This is a genomic window from Pseudomonas citrullilanati (genome assembly GCF_030580855.1).
Taxonomy (GTDB): Bacteria; Pseudomonadota; Gammaproteobacteria; order Pseudomonadales; family Pseudomonadaceae; genus Aquipseudomonas; species Aquipseudomonas citrulli.
In genome coordinates, this window is the sequence record NZ_JAUQOP010000031.1 from 14,544 (window position 1) to 30,887 (window position 16,344).

Sequence of the window (16,344 nt, forward strand, 5' to 3'; positions counted from 1 at the left end):
CTCATTTGCTCAGTTCAGCACCGGTGGCCGTGGTGGCGCGTACGCCACCCTGCCCCGCCAGGATCAGGTTGCCATTGCCTGCCGCCGTGACCGCGGCCACGGAAATGCGGTCCGGGCGGTTGTACACGCTGAAGCTGGCCCCATCGTCGGTGCTGCGCACCACGCTGCCGCCGTTGCCGACGATCACGATGGAACCGTCCGCCAGCAGCGTGCCCCCCGACAGGCCGAACTCCAGGGCGCCGCGGGCGGCCTTGAGTTCGACCTGCTCCCAGGTGCCGCCAAAGTCGGTGGAGCGATAGAGGTTGCCGCGCAAGCCGTAGGCCAGCAGCGTGGAAGGCTGGGCGGTGCCGATGACGCCGAACAGCGAGCCTTCATAGGGGCCTTCGAGCTTTTCCCAGGTCTGGCCCCAATCGGCGGAGCGGAACATGCTGCCAGCCTCGCCGACGATGAACAGCCCGGCGTCCTTCACGGCGGTGATCGCGTTGAGGTGGAACTGGTCTTCGTTATCGAGGCGATCGCTGGCGTCTTCCCAATGCTTGCCCCCATCGGTGGTTTCGAACAGCGCGCCATAGGCGCCCACGGCGAAGCCAGTGTCGGGGTCCTTGAACCAGACGTCCAACAGCGGCGCTTCGCGCTTGAGTTCTTCGAATTGCTTGGTCCAGGTGCTGCCACCGTCGTCGCTGGCCAGGATCTGCGCGTCATGGCCCACGGCCCAGCCGTGCTTGTCATCGACGAAGAAGACGGCGGTGAGCATCTGGCGGGTCGGCACCTTGGCCTGGGTCCAGGTACTGCCCTGGTCGTCCGAATAGACAATGTGGCCCCGATCACCGACTGCCACCAGGCGCTGGCCGGCGTGGACCACATCGAGCATCAGGGTTTTGCTGGCCTTGGCCGATTCGACGGAATAGATGACATCGGACGTCGACGCCGCGACAGCCATCACCGGTGCCGACAACACCGCAGAGCCCAGCAGCGAGAGCGCCGCAGCCAGCAGCGCGACTCTGCGCAGCACTGGCGGGCGACAGCGGCCCACCGCCATGACAGGCTCATTCATAGACCTTTCCCCCATTATTATTGTTATGGCTTGGTACGTTGCCAGTCCTGGAGCATTGTCCTGAAACCTGCAATCTAGAGCCACTTCGGAAGCTGACCTATCCTATCGGGCTTTCGAAAGGTCTGACAATCGACGCCACGTTATCTTTTGTTAACCACGGGGGATTGGCGCTGGGGGTGAATGGCGGGGTATTCGGTGGGGTGATGACCAGGACACCTCCCTCCAGCACAAGACAGCCATTACAACGGCCTCCTATATGGCTCATTCAAAATCAATATAAAACCCTGTTATTTCTGACAGTAGCCCTCTTCCCTTTCCTGATCGACACTCGCCACACCGAGCGGTGACCTCCGATAGATAAACCATTCGCTGATTGAATAACAATTGCAAGAGAAGCGAACACCATGACAACCACTGAACATGTTAATAATGAAAAAAGCTTCGATGTAGAACCCTATAACACCTACATCATGGATACGCCTACCGTAAGAAGGCTGCTGGAAGGAACAGGGCATTCATGGGACATGAACCTGCCTTCCTTCAATTTCACCAATAAATACAGGGGTGCCACCTTTATAAACTACAAAGTAATGGGGAGTATTGGGCATAGCAATAAATATTCTGCCAGCGTTACCTTCCATGATGACCTTAGACTCTTAAGCACTGAGTTCATTAAAGAAACAGATGATCCAGCACCAGAAAAGGAAGAAGCCTTGGTCAATGCGCTGAGCCTGAACATTCTACTTGCCAGAAACTATACAACGACTGAAAGCTTCTACGCGCTGGCCATTCTTGGTTCTGGAAAAGAACTTAACTTTTCTAAAATAGGCATTTAGCCGAATCACTGGGCCACGCCGATAAAGTCGATAAAACCTCAACGCACTGGCCAACTGGCTTTTGACGCTGTCGCGAACTTGCTGGCGATGAAGGCACTGCGGTCCGCCAGGCAGACCGCGCGCCTCCAAGGTTACGCCAGGCTCTTGCTCACCACCTCGAACACATCGCTGGACAGCCCGCCGGACGCCAGGATGCGTTCCAGCTCGGCTTTCATCAGCGCCTGGCGGGCGCTGTCGTATTTGCGCCAGCGGGTCAGCGGCGCGAGTTGGCGCGAGGCGATCTGCGGGTTGAAGCCGTTGAGCTGGATGACCAGGTCGGCCAGGAAGCGATAGCCGGAGCCGTCGGCGGCGTGGAAGTTGATCAGGTTCTGCCCGGCGAATGCGCCGATCAGCGCCCGCACCTTGTTCGGGTTCTTCAGATTGAACGCCGGGTGTTCCATCAGTGCCTTGACCCGCGCCAGGCCGCCCGGCAACGGGCTGCCGGCCTGGACGCTGAACCATTGGTCCATGACCAGCGGGTTGCCCTTGAAGTTTTCCGCGAACACTTCCAGGGCGCGGGCCTTCTCGGTTTCGAATGGCGAATTGACCAACACCGCCAGCGCGGTCAGGCGTTCGGTCATGTTGTCGGCGGTGTCGAACTGCTCCAGGGTCGCGCTCAGCACTTCGGGCCTGCCGGTGAGCATCAGGTACGACAGCGCGATGTTCTGCAACGCGCGACGGGCGAAATGCTCGGCCTCGGCCACGTAGGACGTGCGTTTCGACAGGTCACGGTTGGCCTCATAACGCAGCCACAAGGCTTCGAACAGGTTCTCGGCCAACTGCTGGCGGGCAAACTCGCGGGCGGCGTGGATCGCCTCGACGTCCGCCACCTCGCTGATTTCCGTCAGGTACGCTTCGCTCGGCAGCGAGAGCATTTCCGCGACCATGGCCTGGTCCAGGGATTCGTCCGACAGCACACTGCGCAGCGCGCTGACCAGCCGCGGATCCAGCGTCAGCGTGGCGCCCTGCTGGTGCTGGCCGATCAACTCCTGCAACACCTGCACCGACAATTGCTGGCCGGCGTCCCAGCGGTTGAACCCGTCGCTGTCGTGCTGCATCAGGAACATCAGCTGGTCGCGGTTGTACGGGAAGCTCAGCTTCACCGGCGCCGAGAAACCGCGCAGCAGCGATGGCAGGGGTTGTTCGGCGATGTCGACGAAGGTGAAGGTCTGCTCGGCCTCGGTCACCGAGAGCACCCGGGACGTGCCGCTCGCCGCCGCTTCCCCGGCCAGGCGCAACGGGATTTCGGCGCCCTTGCCATCCAGCAGGCCCAGTTCGACCGGAATCACGAACGGCAGCTTTTCCTGCTTGTCCGGGGTCGGCGGGCAGCTCTGGCTGAAGGTCAGGCTGTAGGTCCTGGCCGCGGCGTCGTAGGACTCGGTCACCGCCAGTCGTGGCGTACCGGCCTGGCTGTACCAGCGCTTGAACTGGCTCAAGTCGACGCCGTTGGCATCTTCCATGGCCTTGATGAAGTCGTCGCAGGTCACGGCCTGGCCGTCGTGACGCTCGAAGTACAGGTCGCTGCCCTTGCGGAAGCCTTCCGCCCCCAGGAGCGTGTGGATCATGCCGACCACTTCCGAGCCCTTTTCGTACACGGTCAGGGTGTAGAAGTTGGAGATCTCGATGAAGCTGTCCGGACGCACCGGGTGGGCCATGGGGCCGGCGTCTTCAGCGAACTGGTGGGTGCGCAGGTAGGCCACGTCCTGGATACGCTTGACGGTGGCGGAGTTCATGTCGGCGGAGAAACCGGCGTCGCGGAACACCGTGAAGCCTTCCTTGAGCGACAGTTGGAACCAGTCGCGGCAAGTCACGCGGTTGCCCGACCAGTTGTGGAAGTATTCGTGGGCGACGATGGCCTCGACCCGCTGGTGCGCGGCGTCGGTGGCGGTTTCGGCGCGGGCCAGCACGGCGCTGGAGTTGAAGATGTTCAGGCCCTTGTTTTCCATGGCCCCCATGTTGAAGTCGTTGACCGCGACGATCATGAAGATGTCCAGGTCGTACTCGCGCCCGTACACCTCTTCGTCCCAGCGCATCGACTTCTTCAGGCTGGTCATCGCGTGCTGGCACTTGTCGATGTTTTCCGGCTCGACGTAGATACGCAGCGCCACGGTGCGTTGGTTCATGGTGGTGAAGGTGTCTTCGACGCACCACAGGTCACCGGCCACCAGGGCGAACAGGTAGGCCGGCTTCTTGAACGGGTCTTCCCAGGTCGCCCAGTGCCGGCCGTCCTCGCCGGGGCCGCTGGCGATCGGGTTGCCGTTGGACAGCAGCACCGGGTAGCTGTGCTGCTCGGCCACCACGGTGGTGGTGAACTTGCTCATCACGTCCGGGCGGTCGAGGTAATAGGTGATCTTGCGGAAACCCTCGGCCTCGCACTGGGTGCAGAACATGCCACCGGACTTGTACAGGCCTTCCAGGGCGGTGTTGGTTTCCGGGTGGATCCTTACGGTGGTGTCGACGGTAAAGGCCTGGGCCTTGGGCTGGACGGTCAGGTGGCTGTCGTCCAATTGATAGTCGCCCGGGGCCAGGTCGCTGTCATCGAGCTTGATCGAGACCAGCTCCAGGTGCTGGCCGTCGAGCACCAGCGGCGGCAGGCCGGCACCGCGCTCGGGGTTGCGGCGCATCACCAGTTGCGCATGGACCAGGCTGTGGTCCTCGAACAACTCGAAGGTCAGGTGCGTCTCGTCGATCAGGTACTCGGGCGCCTGATAGTCCTTCAGGTAGATCATCTTCGGTTGTTCGGTGCGCATGGGTCGAATCCTTCTACTGATGCACGGCGAGCTGGTAGGCCGTGTATTTACGAATGTTGATCACGCCGGTATCGAAAATCAGGTACTGGCCCTTGATTCCCAGCAACGTGCCCTCGGCGATCGGGTCCTTGTCCAGGTTGAAGCTGACGATCTTGGCCGGGTACTGCATCACCGGATAACGGATCTCGACGGGCTCGACGTCCGCTATGGTCTGGATCGCCTGCAAGCCGAATCGTTCCTGCAAGGCCTGCAAACCCTGGGCGCAACTTTCAAACAGCGCATCGCGGATCTGCGGCAAGTCCACCGCGACGGCGTCGCCCTTGAGCAAGGCGCGCCAGTTGGTCTTGTCCGCCACCTGGCTGCGGAACAGGTCCTCGACGAACCCCGATTGCTGGCGGGTGGCGACCCGCAGGATCGGCAGCGCCTGGCTGGCGCCCTGGTCCAGCCAGCGGGTCGGCAACTGGGTGGCGCGGGTGATGCCGACCTTCACGCCGGACGAATTCGCCAGGTACACCACGTGGTCGGTCATGCAGAACCGCTCGCCCCACGCCGGCTCGCGGCAGGTGCCCGCTTCGAAATGGCAGCGCTCGGGGCTCATGATGCACACATCGCACTGCGCCAGCTTGGTCATGCACGGGTAGCAATAGCCCTGGCTGAAGCTGGTCTTGGTCCGGCGCCCGCAATGGCTGCAATGGATCGCGCCGAGGAACTCCAGGCGCAGCGTGCTGCCGATCAACGGGTTGACCGGCACCTCGACATCGCCCAGGCGAAAGGCATATTGAACGGTCGGCCCGTCATCGAGGCGTGCCGACATCTTGCTGATTGCACCGCGGCCAATCTCGATCAATGGATGGCGTCCGACTTGAACAGGATATTCGGCACCTCGGTCGATTTCGACTGGCACTCCTGCGGGCCCATGTAGCCGGTACGCTCTTCTTCGGGCAGGTTCTGGATTTCCCAGGCGATCATCGCCTGCAGCGACAACTCGCGCTGTTCGGCGGTGAGTTTGTTGCCATCGGCCCATTTGCCGATTTCCACCGCCAGTTTCAGGCTGCGGTAGATGTCGGGGGTGATGTTCTGGATCATTTCGTTGAACGAGGACATGGGTTCTCCGCGCGTTCGTTTAAGGGCCAATATAAATAAGGTCGACTGTCGGGCACGGTCCTACCGCCGGGACATTTTACGCCGGGCGAACAACCCGCCCAACAAGCCCGTGAAGCAACCGATGAGCAACCCGCCCACATGGGCGCCGTTGGCGATCTCGCCGAAACCGATCAGCGAGACCAGCCCGGACAGGCACAGCGCCAGCCACCCCAGCATCATTGCCAGGACCCCACGGGGCAGCCGATAGGCCGGGTTCGGCGCCAGCCATTGATAGATCCAGCAATGCCCCAGCAGGCCATACAACACACCGGACAAGCCGCCAAACAGCGACGGGCCGCTGACCAGGTACTGGACGAAATTGGACACCAGGCTGAACAGCAGCGTCAGCCCCAGCAGGTTGATGCCGCCCTGGCGCGCTTCGATCCGGCGCCCCAGCTCCCAATACCACAGGCCATTCATGGCGATGTGCAGGAAACCGAAATGGATCAGCATCGGCGTCACCAGGCGCCACCACTGCCCCGCCGCCAGGCTGTCGGCCAGGGGGGTGAACTGGATGTAGTCGCCGGCGATGCGAAATTCGAGGAAGGTCAGCCAATGCAATGCCTGGAGATTCTCGCCCAACAGGGTCACCACGCCCACGGCGAGGCTCAGCAACAGCACCAGCGCGGTGATCGGGCTGCGGGTCACCTGCTCGACGAAACCCGGCCGTTTCGGCGGGGTGCCAATGATCGGCAATTCCAGCGACTGGTCGGGATCGCCGTCCGGAAAACGTCCGTAGAGGATACGCACATCGTCGCCGATGTCGTCCGGCACCCAGAGCACTTGCTCGCCCGCCTCTTCGCTGACCCGGTGAGGCACCTGCAGGCGTTGCAACAGCGTGACGAAACCGCTCAGGTCCGCGGTCAATGGCAAGCGCACCACGGCGACCAGGTTCACTGCACCACCTCGGGCCGCTCGACATCGACCCAGACAAACTTGTGCGGGTCCAGGCGGGTTTCCTGGTCGAGCCGGTAGGCGACCAGCTTGCCGTAGAGCACCGCGCTGTAGTCCAGGCACGCCAGGTTCGGCCGGATGGGCGCCGGCTTGCCGCTGCGCCAGTAGTGACCGACGAACAGCAACGGTTCATCGATGCCGTAGCGCAACAGGTTGTTCTTCTCGTCGGGCGACAATGGCCTGCGCGCCACCGGTTCGGGCAGCGCATCGGGCTGGAACACGATGTCCCCATAGGTCTTCGGGTCGTCTTCCCAGAACTTGGTGCGAAAGAACGACCGGGTCAGGCCATCGCCACCCGTGAGGGTCATGCCATGGGGCAGGCGCATGTCCGTGCCGCGCAGCAGGCGGTCGAACACCGTGCAGGCGAAGCTGCCCGATTGCGCCGAGGCCTGGAGGAAATGCTCGTCGATGCAGCCGTCGGGGAACAACCCCCGCAGCGGCTCGATCAGGCCGGCATCCCAACAGGCATGCACCACCCGGAACCGGCCCGCGTCGACAAACAGCGGCAGCTCATAGAACCACTCGAGGAAATCATGCCAGTCGCCAGGGTGCTGCTCGAACTGGGTCAGCGTCTCGTTGAGCAGGCGGGCATGGCGCGGGGTGTGTTCGCGCACGTAGCGCTGGCCGCTGCCGGGCAACGCCGGGGTGCTCCAGCCCAGGGCGTTGAATTCGTGGTTGCCCATGATACACAACGCCTGGCCGGCCTCGACCATGTCGTGGACGATGTGCAGCGCCTCGCGGATCCGCGGCCCACGGTCGATGATATCGCCCAGGAACACGGCCATGCGCGACGGATGCCGCCAGACCCCGCCCTGCTTGTGGTAACCGAGTCGGTCCAGCAGGTGTTCCAGGGTCAGGGCGCATCCGTGCACGTCACCGATCAGGTCGTAACTGCGCGCAGGATCGAGCATCAGTCGCCTCCACCCCCCAGCCGACTGCCCCAGCCGAGCTTGGTCCGGCAGACTTCATAGTAGTTGTGATCCAGCGGGTGGATCAGGCGCAGCTTCTGCGCTTTCTTGCTGACGGTGATGGTGTCACCCGGCGCGCAGGTGAAATGGTTCTGGCCGTCACAGGACACTTGCGGGTAGATCTGCATATCCTTGGACACGACGATTTTCAGCTCACTGTTGCCATCGACCACGATGGGTCGCCCAGACAAGGTATGGGGGTACATGGGCACAATCACAATAGCGTCGAGCTTGGGGTGCATGATCGGGCCGCCCGCAGACAGCGCGTAGGCCGTGGACCCTGTGGGGGTGGCGACGATCAGCCCGTCGGCCTTCTGGCTGCAGACGAACTGGCCGTCGATGTACAGCTCGAATTCGATCATCCGGGTCGACTTGCCCGGGTGCAGCACCACGTCGTTGAGGGCGTCGCCCTGGCCGATGGCTTCGGCGTGGCGGCGGACTTCGGCTTGCAGCAGGAAGCGGTTTTCCACCAGGTAGTGGCCGTCCAGCACCTCGGCGACCTTGATTTCCAGCTCGTCCGGACGGATATCGGTCAGGAACCCCAGGCTGCCGCGGTTGATCCCCAGCACCGGAATGTTGTGCCGCGCCAGCGCCCGTGCGGCCCCCAACAGGCTGCCGTCACCGCCGACCACGATCACCATGTCGCAGACTTCGCCAAGCATCTTGCGTGAAGACGTTTGCAAGCCATGGCCAGGCAACACCTCGGCGATGGTGTCTTCGAGGATCACATGCAGGTGTCGCTCCAGGAGGAAGCGTTTGAGACGGCGAACGGTGTCCAGCACCTGCGAACTGCCCAGGCGACCGATGATGCCGATATTGCGAAATTGCTCCATGAGGCTCCTGCGAGGGTCTGCGGCGGGCGAAAATCACGATTATGGGCGAAAGCGCCCGTTAGACAAAATTCTTTAAGCCTTCGCCGCAACGGCTATGCTCGCAAAATGATCCTGTTCCCTGAATTGCTGGACCTGCCCCGCCGCCTGCGCCACCCCGAGGTGCGCGACCTGGCGTGGGCGCTGCTTGCCCCACCGATGCTCATCGACACGCCCTGGCCCCAGCGCCATCCGCTGACCCGCAGTGACTGGGTACGCAACCCCGATCGCCTGGAGCACTGGCTGAGGCAACTGGACCGTGACAGCTACTCGCTGTTGCAGTGGCTGTCCCAGGGGCGAACGCGGCGCCTGGGGTTGTATTACGAACGGTTGTGGCAGTTCGCCGTGCAACATGCACCGGGCATCGAGCTGATCGCCGCCAACCTGCCGATCCGGCGCGAAGGCCATACCCTGGGCGAGCTGGACCTGTTGTTGCGCGATGACGAGGGCATCCATCACCTGGAACTGGCGATCAAGCTCTACCTCGGCCCCCGACAGGGGAATGGCCAAGACACCGCGCAATGGCTGGGCCCGGGCAGCCACGACCGGCTCGACCGCAAACTGACCCACCTGCGCGAACACCAGCTGCCGATCTCGGCGCGCCCGGAAAGCCGCGAGGCCCTGGCGGCGCTGGGCATTGAAGCGTCGGGGGGCGAATCGCTGCGGTCCGAACTCTGGCTGGGCGGCTACTTGCTCTACCCCTGGCCAAACCCGGCCGAACCGCCGATGGGCGCCCACCCCCGGCATTTGCGTGGCCGTTGGCTGCATCAGCGCGACTGGCCGGCATTCGTCGCCCAACGTCCGCCGGGGCGCTGGCAACCCCTGCCCCGCGCCGCCTGGCTGGCCCCGGCGCATTATCCGGCCGAGCAAACCTGGAGCGGCGCGCAGCTGGAGGCCTGGCGGATGGCCCTGGACCCCATGGCCCCCGCGCAACTGCTGGTGCGCCTGGGGGAAAACAGCGAGGGCGAGTGGGAAGAAGCCGAACGGGTGTTCCTGGTGGCGGATCTTTGGCCGGATGTGCCGGGGAGTGGTTGAGTGTCGCGGCGCCTGTCAGGGCCTCATCGCGAGCAAGCTCGCTCCCACAGGTCATGTGCAGATCATCAATGCTGCAAGCTACACAAATCCACTGTGGGAGCGAGCCCGCTCGCGAAGGGCGCGCCTCGGTCTAGAAGGACAACCGCACCGCCAACGCCGCCAGCGTCACCAGCAACACCGGCGCCGTCAGCACGATCCCGACCTTGAAGTAATAGCCCCAGCCGATCCGGATATCCTTGCGCGCCAGCACATGCAGCCACAGCAACGTGGCAAGGCTGCCGATCGGGGTGATCTTCGGGCCCAGGTCGCTGCCGATGACGTTGGCGTAGATCATCGCCTCCTTCACGGCCCCGGTGGCCTGGCTGGCGTCGATGGACAAGGCGCCGATCAGCACCGTCGGCAAATTGTTCATGACCGACGACAACAGCGCCGTCAGCAGGCCGGTGCCCATGGCCGCGCCCCACACCCCGTAGGCCGCGAAGCCGTCGAGCCAGTGGGCGAGATAGCCGGTCAGCCCGGCGTTGCGCAGGCCGTAGACCACCAGGTACATGCCAAGGGAGAAGATTACGATCTGCCACGGCGCCTCCTTCATCGCCTTGCGGGTGGAGATCTTGTGGCCACGGGCCGCGACGCCCAGCAGCAACGCGGCGCACACCGCCGAGATCGCGCTGATGGGAATGCCCAGCGGCTCCAGGGCAAAGCAGCCCACCAGCAGGATCACCAGGACCGCCCAGCCGGCGTAGAAAGTCGCCTTGTCATGGATCGCCGTGGCCGGATCGTCCAACTGATGGGGGTCATAATCGCCGGGGATGTCGCGCCGGAAGAACCACAGCAGGATCCCCAGGCTGGCCGCCACGCTCACCAGGTTCACCGGCACCATGACCGCCGCGTAGCGGTTGAAGCCAATGCCGAAGAAGTCCGCCGACACGATGTTCACCAGGTTCGACACCACCAGCGGCAGGCTCGCGGTGTCGGCGATGAAGCCGGCGCCCATCACGAACGCCAGGGTCGCCGCCGAGGAAAAGCGCAGCGCCAGGAGCATCGAGATCACGATCGGGGTCAGGATCAGCGCCGCCCCGTCGTTGGCGAACAACGCCGACACCAGCGCACCGAGCAACACCATGTAGGCAAACAGCTTGCGCCCACTGCCCCGGCCCCACCGGGCCACGTGCAGGGCCGCCCAAGCGAAGAACCCGGCCTCGTCCAGCAACAGGCTGATGATGATCAACGCGACAAACGTGCCGGTGGCATTCCAGATGATCTGCCACACCAGCGGGATGTCGGCCAGATGCACCACTCCGCTGAACAAGGCCAACAGGGCGCCTAACGTGGCGCTCCAGCCAACGCCGAGCCCCTTGGGTTGCCAGATCACCAGCGTGATGGTCAGCAGGAAAATCAATGACGCGATGAGCATGCGCTACAGCCTTGGAAAAACGCCTCCACGCACCCGCAACGCCACGCACGCGTGGAAGTGGTCGGCCGGCGCCGTGGAAGACAATCGACGGGATAATAGAGGCCGGGCTTGAGGATCATGCCTGGCGGACAACGGGCGAATATAGTCCAGAATGCCGCACTCTGGCGAGAGCGCTCGCCCCCTCGCCAGGGTGCCCGTCTGGCCGATCAGGGCTTCAGGCCTTTTTATGCTGCTCGACCCATTTGCCATAGGCGTCGATGAATTTCTGCAGGAACGGCTTCAACGACGCCGACAACTGGCCTGCCTCGTCGAACGCCGTGCCGGCGCCGCTCAGGTAGCCTTCCGGTTGCTGCATGCAGGGCACGTCGAGGAACACCAGGGACTGGCGCAGATGATGATTGGCGCCGAAGCCACCGATGGCCCCCGGTGACGCGCTGATCACCGCGCCTGGCTTGCCGCTCAGGCAACTCTGGCCATAGGGGCGCGAGCCAACGTCGATGGCGTTCTTCAACGGTGCCGGCACCGACCGGTTGTACTCCGGGGTAACGAACAACAGTGCGTCCGCCGCGCCCACCCGCTGGCGGAACGCAGCGTAGGCGGCCGGCGCTGGCGTCACATCGATGTCTTCGTTATAGAGGGGCAAGTCGCCAATCTCGACGATCTCCAGCTTCAAATTGGCAGGCGCCAGGTCGGCCAGCGCCAGGGCGATCTTGCGGTTGATCGATGCCTTGCGCAGGCTGCCCACCAAAACGGCCACGGTGTAGACATTACTCATGAGAGGCTTCTCGACTATCGGCTCAAAGGATCTGTAGTTATAGATGATCGGCGTTACATTTGGACCAGTGGAACGCCGAAATCCCGTTGGCTGGACTATTTTTTTCTTGTGGGAAAACTTACCGCGTTTGCCCAAGGTCTACAGAACCGCAAATCGAGTGATCTATTTCCAGAGGTTCTAAGCAATGGCAGCAGTACTTGTCGGACAATTCCATGCACGAGACGCCGAAGGCCGCGTCTATTCGGTGCATGAGTTCCAGGAATCGACCCCGTCGCCCGAGGGATATGGCAAGGAGCCTGTCACCACTTATAAGCTGGCCATTGGTGATCGCGTCAACAAACTCGACGAAGACCGGTTCCTGCTGGTGCAGTCGGGCATCGAACTCATCCGCGAACCTGAAGCGCAAATCGCCTTATAACCGTTGTTATGAGCAGAAGTCTTGCCGGGACTTGGGTTAGGATTCGGCCACCCCATGGCTTATCCGCCGAATACGGACTTCTTGCATGCGTTTACGCCACATCGAAGTGATCCAGGCGCTGCTGCAGACCAGCCACCTCGGCACGGCGGCCGAATGGCTGCAATTGCCGGTGGCAGAGGTCGAGGCCACCCTGCGCGACGCCGAGGCGCAACTGGGCTTCATGTTGTTCGCCAGCGTGCGAGGACGCTTGCAGGCGACGCGGGAAACCCTCGAACTGCGCGACGCCATCACACGGGTGTATGACACCCTTGAGCCGGTGCAGCGACTGGCCAGCAGCCTGAAACATTACCAGGCGCCACCGCTGCGCATCATCTGCACCCCACCGCTGGCCCAGCAATTGGTGCCCCAGGGCATCGCCGCCCTGCGCCGACGCTTTCCAGATACCCCGTGCACCCTGCTCAGCCAGCCAACCCGCGCCATCGTCCAGAGCCTGCTCCTGCGCGAAAGCGACCTGGGGCTCAGCCTGCACAATCCGCAACATCCCGACATCCATTGCCAGGCGATCGCCCAGGGCAAGCTGCAGTTGCTGGCCCCCCATGGCTGGCTGCAACCGCGACAGAAATACATTTCAGTTCAGGATCTGGCGGGCCAATCGCTGGTGGGACTCGAAGGCCACGACCCGTTGAGTCCGGCATTCGAGCACAAGCTGGGGGCCTTGCGCCCGGCGCCGGTGGTCCAGATCCGCGTCCAGACCCACCAGATGATGCGCGCCATGGTCGAGGCCGGCGAAGGCCTGGCCATCGTCGACCCGTTCACCGCCTCGGGCGCCAAGGGTGCGGGCCTGGACACCTGCCCGCTGTCGCCCGCCATCATGATCGACCTCTATGCGCTGCGCCTGAACGGCAGCGAGCCCTCGCCCGCCATCCAGTCACTGCTCGAACTTGTCACGGAACAAGCCGAGGCGCTGCTGGGCCACTGATCGCCATGCCCAGTGGATCGTCGAACAGTCGATACCAGAACAGCGCCACTTCGGCGGTGTGGCGGTCGATGCCGCGATAACGCAGGTGGTCGATCCCCCCCAGCACATAGCCGCAGCGCTCGTAGAGCCGGCAAGCGCCCAGGTTGTTGTTCTGGGTTTCCAGCATGATGCCCGGCAGCTTCTTCTTGCGGCTCCAGAATTGCGCGACGTCGAGCAAGGCCCTGGCCACCCCGTGGCGACGGGCCGGCGCGTGCACCGCCAGTTCGTCGATGTGGGCGAAACCGTTCCAGTTGGTACTGACCACCAGGTGCCCCACCGGCTGGTCATCCAGGTACGCCATGAAGATCTCGCTGTCTGGGGCATCGCGGAAGCTGCTGAACTCCTCGGGATCGATGCCGTAGCACTTGCGATAGGGAACGATCGGCGTCACCGGCCACTGGCTCACCGGGCGACCGACCTGCGCCGTGCCGTAGTCGCTGACTTCGAAGCTGAAGTCGCTGCCCCAGATATAGGCGGCGAAACCGTCATCGACAATGCGCACCGACAGCCCGGGGTGCTTGGGGTTCATGACCGGTTGCATACTGGGAAACGTCCTCATTCCTTGAGACAACCAACGGCGCATTGTCCATTGCCCTTGCCTTTCAAGTCTTCACTCATCAAGCGGGATCCGTAGCCTGCCCGCCACCTCAGGTTAGAAGGTCGCGGCGATTGTGGCGAGAAATGAACGATGGATGATCCCTGTGGGAGCGAGCTGGCTCGCCCCACAAGAGGGTCTCATCAGTGCGTCGCGGCCTGCGACTCAGCCAACTGCGTCCACAGTGCCGGAGCACCGGCCGACTTGGCGATGGCTTCCAGACGTGCGGCATGTTCGGCCAGGTCGCTTTCGCTGGCCCGGATGATCCGCGCCGGGCGGCGATCCGCCGGCAGGCGCCGGATTTCCGTGGCCTGGCTGCCCGCTCCCTCGCCGGAACCGTTGCCATCCGAGGCGTTACCGGCCAGGGACAGGCTGGTCTGGCCACCGGTCATGGTCAGGTAGACGTCGGCCAGGATCTCCGAGTCGAGCAAGGCGCCGTGCAGCTCGCGGCCGGAGTTGTCGACGTCGTAGCGCTTGCACAAGGCATCGAGGCTGTTGCGCTGCCCCGGGTGCCGCTCCCGGGCCATCACGAGGGTATCGAGGATGGTGCAATGCTGGCTGATGTCGGCGCGGTCGTGCTGGCCTGCCAGGGCGAATTCGTTGTTGATGAAGCCGACGTCGAACGCTGCGTTGTGGATGATCAACTGCGCGCCCTTGATGAATTCGAAGAACTCATCGGCCACTTCGGCGAACCGCGGCTTGCCCACCAGGAACTCGTTGGTGATGCCGTGGACGCCGATGGCGCCCTCGTCGCTTTCGCGGTCCGGTTGCAGGTAAACATGGAAATGGCGACCGGTCAGGCGCCGGCCGATCAGCTCGACACAACCGATTTCGATAATCCGGTGACCATCGGTCACCGGCATGCCGGTGGTTTCGGTATCCAGTACTACAGATCTGTTGGCCATCAGGGTTCAGCTCTCAGCGGGCAGGCTTGCAAAAGCGCGGATGTTAACACGCTCTTGTAGGGGAGTTAGCCGCAGACTGCCTTTGTGGCGAGGGGATTTATCCCCGCTGGGGCGCGAAGCGGCCCACTCGATCTGCCTGACCAGCACTGTGTCAGGATTTGGGGCTGCTTTGCAGCCCAGCGGGGATAAATCCCCTCGCCACAACGCCATCCACTCCAGATCCTGCCGAAGTGGGAATCACCCCTGCTTGTAACCCCGCACCTCATCCACCCCGCGGTTGGCCAATTGGTCGGCCCGTTCGTTGCCCGCATGGCCGATGTGGCCGCGCACCCATTTCCAGGTCACGTTGTGGCGGTTGACCTGCTCGTCCAATTGCTTCCACAGGTCGGCGTTCTTCACCGGCTCCTTCGCGGCCGTCTTCCAGCCGCGCTTCTTCCAGTTGGCCATCCACTCGTTGATGCCTTTCATCACGTACTGCGAGTCGGTCACCAGCAACACATCGCACGGGCGCTTGAGCTCTTCCAGGCCGCGAATGGCGCCCATCAGTTCCATGCGGTTGTTGGTGGTATTGGCTTCGCCGCCCCAGAGCTCCTTCTCCACGCCCTTGCACACCAGCAATGCCCCCCAGCCGCCCGGGCCGGGGTTGCCCTTGCAGGCGCCATCAGTAAAGAGTTCCACGCTATCGCTCATGCCAATCTATCCAGGAAAAATGCAGGGGCCCGTCGGTCGAAGCCGACAACGCCCGTGGCCGACGTGTCGGCCAGACCAAGAAAACAAGTTTACGGCTCGATGTGGCGACGATTGACCTTGGCCATCGGCAAGGGAATCAGCTTGCCCATCGGCTCGCGTCGCGCCTGGCGCACCGGGCGCAGCCCCACGGCGATCTTGCGCGCCACCAACAGGTAGAAGCCGCCGCCGGACAGTTGCCAGTCGCCGGCCTTGCGCTCCCAGCCGGCCAGACGGGCCTGCCACTTGGGCGACGCAAGCGGCGGACGATAGCACCCGAAGCGGCGTTTCTCCAGCGCAAAGCCCAGCAGGTTGAGCCAGTCGCCCACCCGCGAGGCCGAGATGCAACGGGCCTGGCGCAGGGCGTCCTGGGCGAAGACATGGCGCAGGCCCCAGCTGCTCCAGGGATTGATGCCGATGATCAGCAGGTGCCCACCGGGGCGCACGCTGCTCGCCGCTTCACGCAACAGGCCGTGGGGCGACAGGCAGAAGTCCAGGCCATGCTGCATGACCACCACATCGGCGGCATGCTCGCTCAGCGGCCAGGCCTGCTCCTCGCAGACAATTTCCACCCCGGGCAAGGGCGCGCCCAGGCGCACATTGCGCTGGACCTGCGGCGCCGAAGGCGGGGTCTGCGCCGACGGCCCGTAGTGCACCAGGTAGCCACCGAAGAACCGGCCCAGCTCCTCTTCGAGCATGCGCCGCTCTTCATCCAGCAGGAATTGCCCGACAGGACCGGACAGCCATTCACGGGCGGCGCTGATCAACGCCAGCCAGTCGGGATCGGCCTGGGCGAACGCTTCATCGGTCATTGCATTCTCCAACGCGTCAGGAAGTTCTAAGAT

The 16,344-nt window shown here is 63.3% G+C and carries 17 protein-coding genes; 4 read left to right on the forward strand and 13 right to left on the reverse strand.

The genetic code is table 11. From position 1 onward, the window contains the following. Position 1: 1 nt before the first annotated feature. Positions 2-1,054 (reverse strand): WD40/YVTN/BNR-like repeat-containing protein, encoded by a 1,053-nt coding sequence (locus tag Q6A48_RS19025; RefSeq protein ID WP_304555767.1) that lies wholly within the window; start codon positions 1,052-1,054, stop codon positions 2-4. 404 nt (positions 1,055-1,458) lie between these two features. On the opposite strand from Q6A48_RS19025, the gene Q6A48_RS19030 reads away from it, so the two are divergent. Then, positions 1,459-1,890, forward strand: coding sequence for a hypothetical protein (locus Q6A48_RS19030; RefSeq protein ID WP_304555768.1), 432 nt, complete (start codon positions 1,459-1,461; stop codon positions 1,888-1,890). A 131-nt stretch (positions 1,891-2,021) separates the two neighbouring features. Here Q6A48_RS19030 and pepN read toward each other — a convergent pair whose 3' ends face one another. The 6 genes from pepN to Q6A48_RS19060 are packed head-to-tail and all read right to left on the reverse strand — an operon-like array spanning position 2,022 to position 8,577. Next, positions 2,022-4,679: an aminopeptidase N gene (pepN, locus tag Q6A48_RS19035; RefSeq protein ID WP_304555769.1), complete on the reverse strand. Its 2,658-nt coding sequence runs from the start codon at positions 4,677-4,679 to the stop codon at positions 2,022-2,024. Between the two features lie 13 nt (positions 4,680-4,692). Beyond that, positions 4,693-5,526, reverse strand: coding sequence for a DUF2797 domain-containing protein (locus Q6A48_RS19040; RefSeq protein WP_304555770.1), 834 nt, complete (start codon positions 5,524-5,526; stop codon positions 4,693-4,695). Continuing rightward, the gene (locus Q6A48_RS19045) at positions 5,523-5,783 is read right to left on the reverse strand and encodes a YeaC family protein (RefSeq protein ID WP_304555771.1); all 261 of its coding nucleotides are present in this window, start codon (positions 5,781-5,783) and stop codon (positions 5,523-5,525) included. The genes Q6A48_RS19040 and Q6A48_RS19045 overlap by 4 nt, the downstream gene beginning before the upstream one ends. Positions 5,784-5,843: 60 nt before the next feature. Next, the gene (locus Q6A48_RS19050) at positions 5,844-6,719 is read right to left on the reverse strand and encodes a rhomboid family intramembrane serine protease (RefSeq protein WP_304555772.1); all 876 of its coding nucleotides are present in this window, start codon (positions 6,717-6,719) and stop codon (positions 5,844-5,846) included. Next, complete coding sequence (locus Q6A48_RS19055; protein ID WP_304555819.1) at positions 6,716-7,690, reverse strand: metallophosphoesterase; 975 nt, start codon at positions 7,688-7,690, stop codon at positions 6,716-6,718. Before Q6A48_RS19055 ends, Q6A48_RS19050 begins: the two co-directional genes overlap by 4 nt. Next, positions 7,687-8,577, reverse strand: coding sequence for an NAD(+) kinase (locus Q6A48_RS19060; RefSeq protein WP_003180647.1), 891 nt, complete (start codon positions 8,575-8,577; stop codon positions 7,687-7,689). Before Q6A48_RS19060 ends, Q6A48_RS19055 begins: the two co-directional genes overlap by 4 nt. Before the next feature lie 105 nt (positions 8,578-8,682). On the opposite strand from Q6A48_RS19060, the gene Q6A48_RS19065 reads away from it, so the two are divergent. Further along, the gene (locus Q6A48_RS19065; RefSeq protein WP_304555773.1) at positions 8,683-9,648 is read left to right on the forward strand and encodes a DUF1853 family protein; all 966 of its coding nucleotides are present in this window, start codon (positions 8,683-8,685) and stop codon (positions 9,646-9,648) included. Positions 9,649-9,778: 130 nt separating this feature from the next. Here Q6A48_RS19065 and Q6A48_RS19070 read toward each other — a convergent pair whose 3' ends face one another. Further along, on the reverse strand, positions 9,779-11,062 hold the full coding sequence (locus Q6A48_RS19070; RefSeq protein WP_304555774.1) for an arsenic transporter: 1,284 nt from the start codon (positions 11,060-11,062) through the stop codon (positions 9,779-9,781). A 214-nt stretch (positions 11,063-11,276) separates the two neighbouring features. Further along, positions 11,277-11,837 (reverse strand): NADPH-dependent FMN reductase, encoded by a 561-nt coding sequence (locus Q6A48_RS19075; RefSeq protein WP_304555775.1) that lies wholly within the window; start codon positions 11,835-11,837, stop codon positions 11,277-11,279. 184 nt (positions 11,838-12,021) lie between these two features. Between Q6A48_RS19075 and Q6A48_RS19080 the strand changes: the two genes are divergently transcribed. Both Q6A48_RS19080 and Q6A48_RS19085 read left to right on the forward strand, forming a co-directional pair. Further along, positions 12,022-12,255 (forward strand): hypothetical protein, encoded by a 234-nt coding sequence (locus Q6A48_RS19080; RefSeq protein ID WP_304555776.1) that lies wholly within the window; start codon positions 12,022-12,024, stop codon positions 12,253-12,255. Positions 12,256-12,340: 85 nt separating this feature from the next. Next, positions 12,341-13,234, forward strand: a complete 894-nt coding sequence (locus tag Q6A48_RS19085) for a LysR substrate-binding domain-containing protein (RefSeq protein ID WP_304555777.1) — start codon at positions 12,341-12,343, stop codon at positions 13,232-13,234. On the opposite strand, the gene Q6A48_RS19090 is transcribed toward Q6A48_RS19085, so the two are convergent. The 4 genes from Q6A48_RS19090 to Q6A48_RS19105 all read right to left on the reverse strand — a co-directional run bounded on the left by Q6A48_RS19090 (position 13,200) and on the right by Q6A48_RS19105 (position 16,311). Continuing rightward, a complete protein-coding gene (locus Q6A48_RS19090) occupies positions 13,200-13,814 on the reverse strand; it encodes a GNAT family N-acetyltransferase (protein ID WP_304555778.1) in 615 nt (204 codons plus the stop codon). The genes Q6A48_RS19085 and Q6A48_RS19090 overlap by 35 nt on opposite strands. 197 nt (positions 13,815-14,011) lie before the next feature. Further along, on the reverse strand, positions 14,012-14,773 hold the full coding sequence (gene dnaQ / locus Q6A48_RS19095; RefSeq protein WP_304555779.1) for a DNA polymerase III subunit epsilon: 762 nt from the start codon (positions 14,771-14,773) through the stop codon (positions 14,012-14,014). A 237-nt stretch (positions 14,774-15,010) separates the two neighbouring features. Continuing rightward, positions 15,011-15,463, reverse strand: a complete 453-nt coding sequence (gene rnhA, locus Q6A48_RS19100) for a ribonuclease HI (RefSeq protein ID WP_042729981.1) — start codon at positions 15,461-15,463, stop codon at positions 15,011-15,013. Between the two features lie 89 nt (positions 15,464-15,552). Further along, positions 15,553-16,311, reverse strand: coding sequence for a class I SAM-dependent methyltransferase (locus Q6A48_RS19105; RefSeq protein WP_304555781.1), 759 nt, complete (start codon positions 16,309-16,311; stop codon positions 15,553-15,555). Positions 16,312-16,344: the final 33 nt, after the last annotated feature.

Bases quoted from the DNA above. Each gene is read 5' to 3' on its own strand.
- Q6A48_RS19025 (WP_304555767.1), bottom strand. From the start codon at position 1,054: ATGAATGAGCCTGTCATGGCGGTGGGCCGCTGTCGCCCGCCAGTGCTG.
- Q6A48_RS19030 (WP_304555768.1), top strand. From the start codon at position 1,459: ATGACAACCACTGAACATGTTAATAATGAAAAAAGCTTCGATGTAGAA.
- pepN (WP_304555769.1), bottom strand. From the start codon at position 4,679: ATGCGCACCGAACAACCGAAGATGATCTACCTGAAGGACTATCAGGCG.
- Q6A48_RS19045 (WP_304555771.1), bottom strand. From the start codon at position 5,783: ATGTCCTCGTTCAACGAAATGATCCAGAACATCACCCCCGACATCTAC.
- Q6A48_RS19060 (WP_003180647.1), bottom strand. From the start codon at position 8,577: ATGGAGCAATTTCGCAATATCGGCATCATCGGTCGCCTGGGCAGTTCG.
- Q6A48_RS19065 (WP_304555773.1), top strand. From the start codon at position 8,683: ATGATCCTGTTCCCTGAATTGCTGGACCTGCCCCGCCGCCTGCGCCAC.
- Q6A48_RS19070 (WP_304555774.1), bottom strand. From the start codon at position 11,062: ATGCTCATCGCGTCATTGATTTTCCTGCTGACCATCACGCTGGTGATC.
- Q6A48_RS19075 (WP_304555775.1), bottom strand. From the start codon at position 11,837: ATGAGTAATGTCTACACCGTGGCCGTTTTGGTGGGCAGCCTGCGCAAG.
- Q6A48_RS19080 (WP_304555776.1), top strand. From the start codon at position 12,022: ATGGCAGCAGTACTTGTCGGACAATTCCATGCACGAGACGCCGAAGGC.
- Q6A48_RS19085 (WP_304555777.1), top strand. From the start codon at position 12,341: ATGCGTTTACGCCACATCGAAGTGATCCAGGCGCTGCTGCAGACCAGC.
- Q6A48_RS19090 (WP_304555778.1), bottom strand. From the start codon at position 13,814: ATGCAACCGGTCATGAACCCCAAGCACCCCGGGCTGTCGGTGCGCATT.
- dnaQ (WP_304555779.1), bottom strand. From the start codon at position 14,773: ATGGCCAACAGATCTGTAGTACTGGATACCGAAACCACCGGCATGCCG.
- rnhA (WP_042729981.1), bottom strand. From the start codon at position 15,463: ATGAGCGATAGCGTGGAACTCTTTACTGATGGCGCCTGCAAGGGCAAC.
- Q6A48_RS19105 (WP_304555781.1), bottom strand. From the start codon at position 16,311: ATGACCGATGAAGCGTTCGCCCAGGCCGATCCCGACTGGCTGGCGTTG.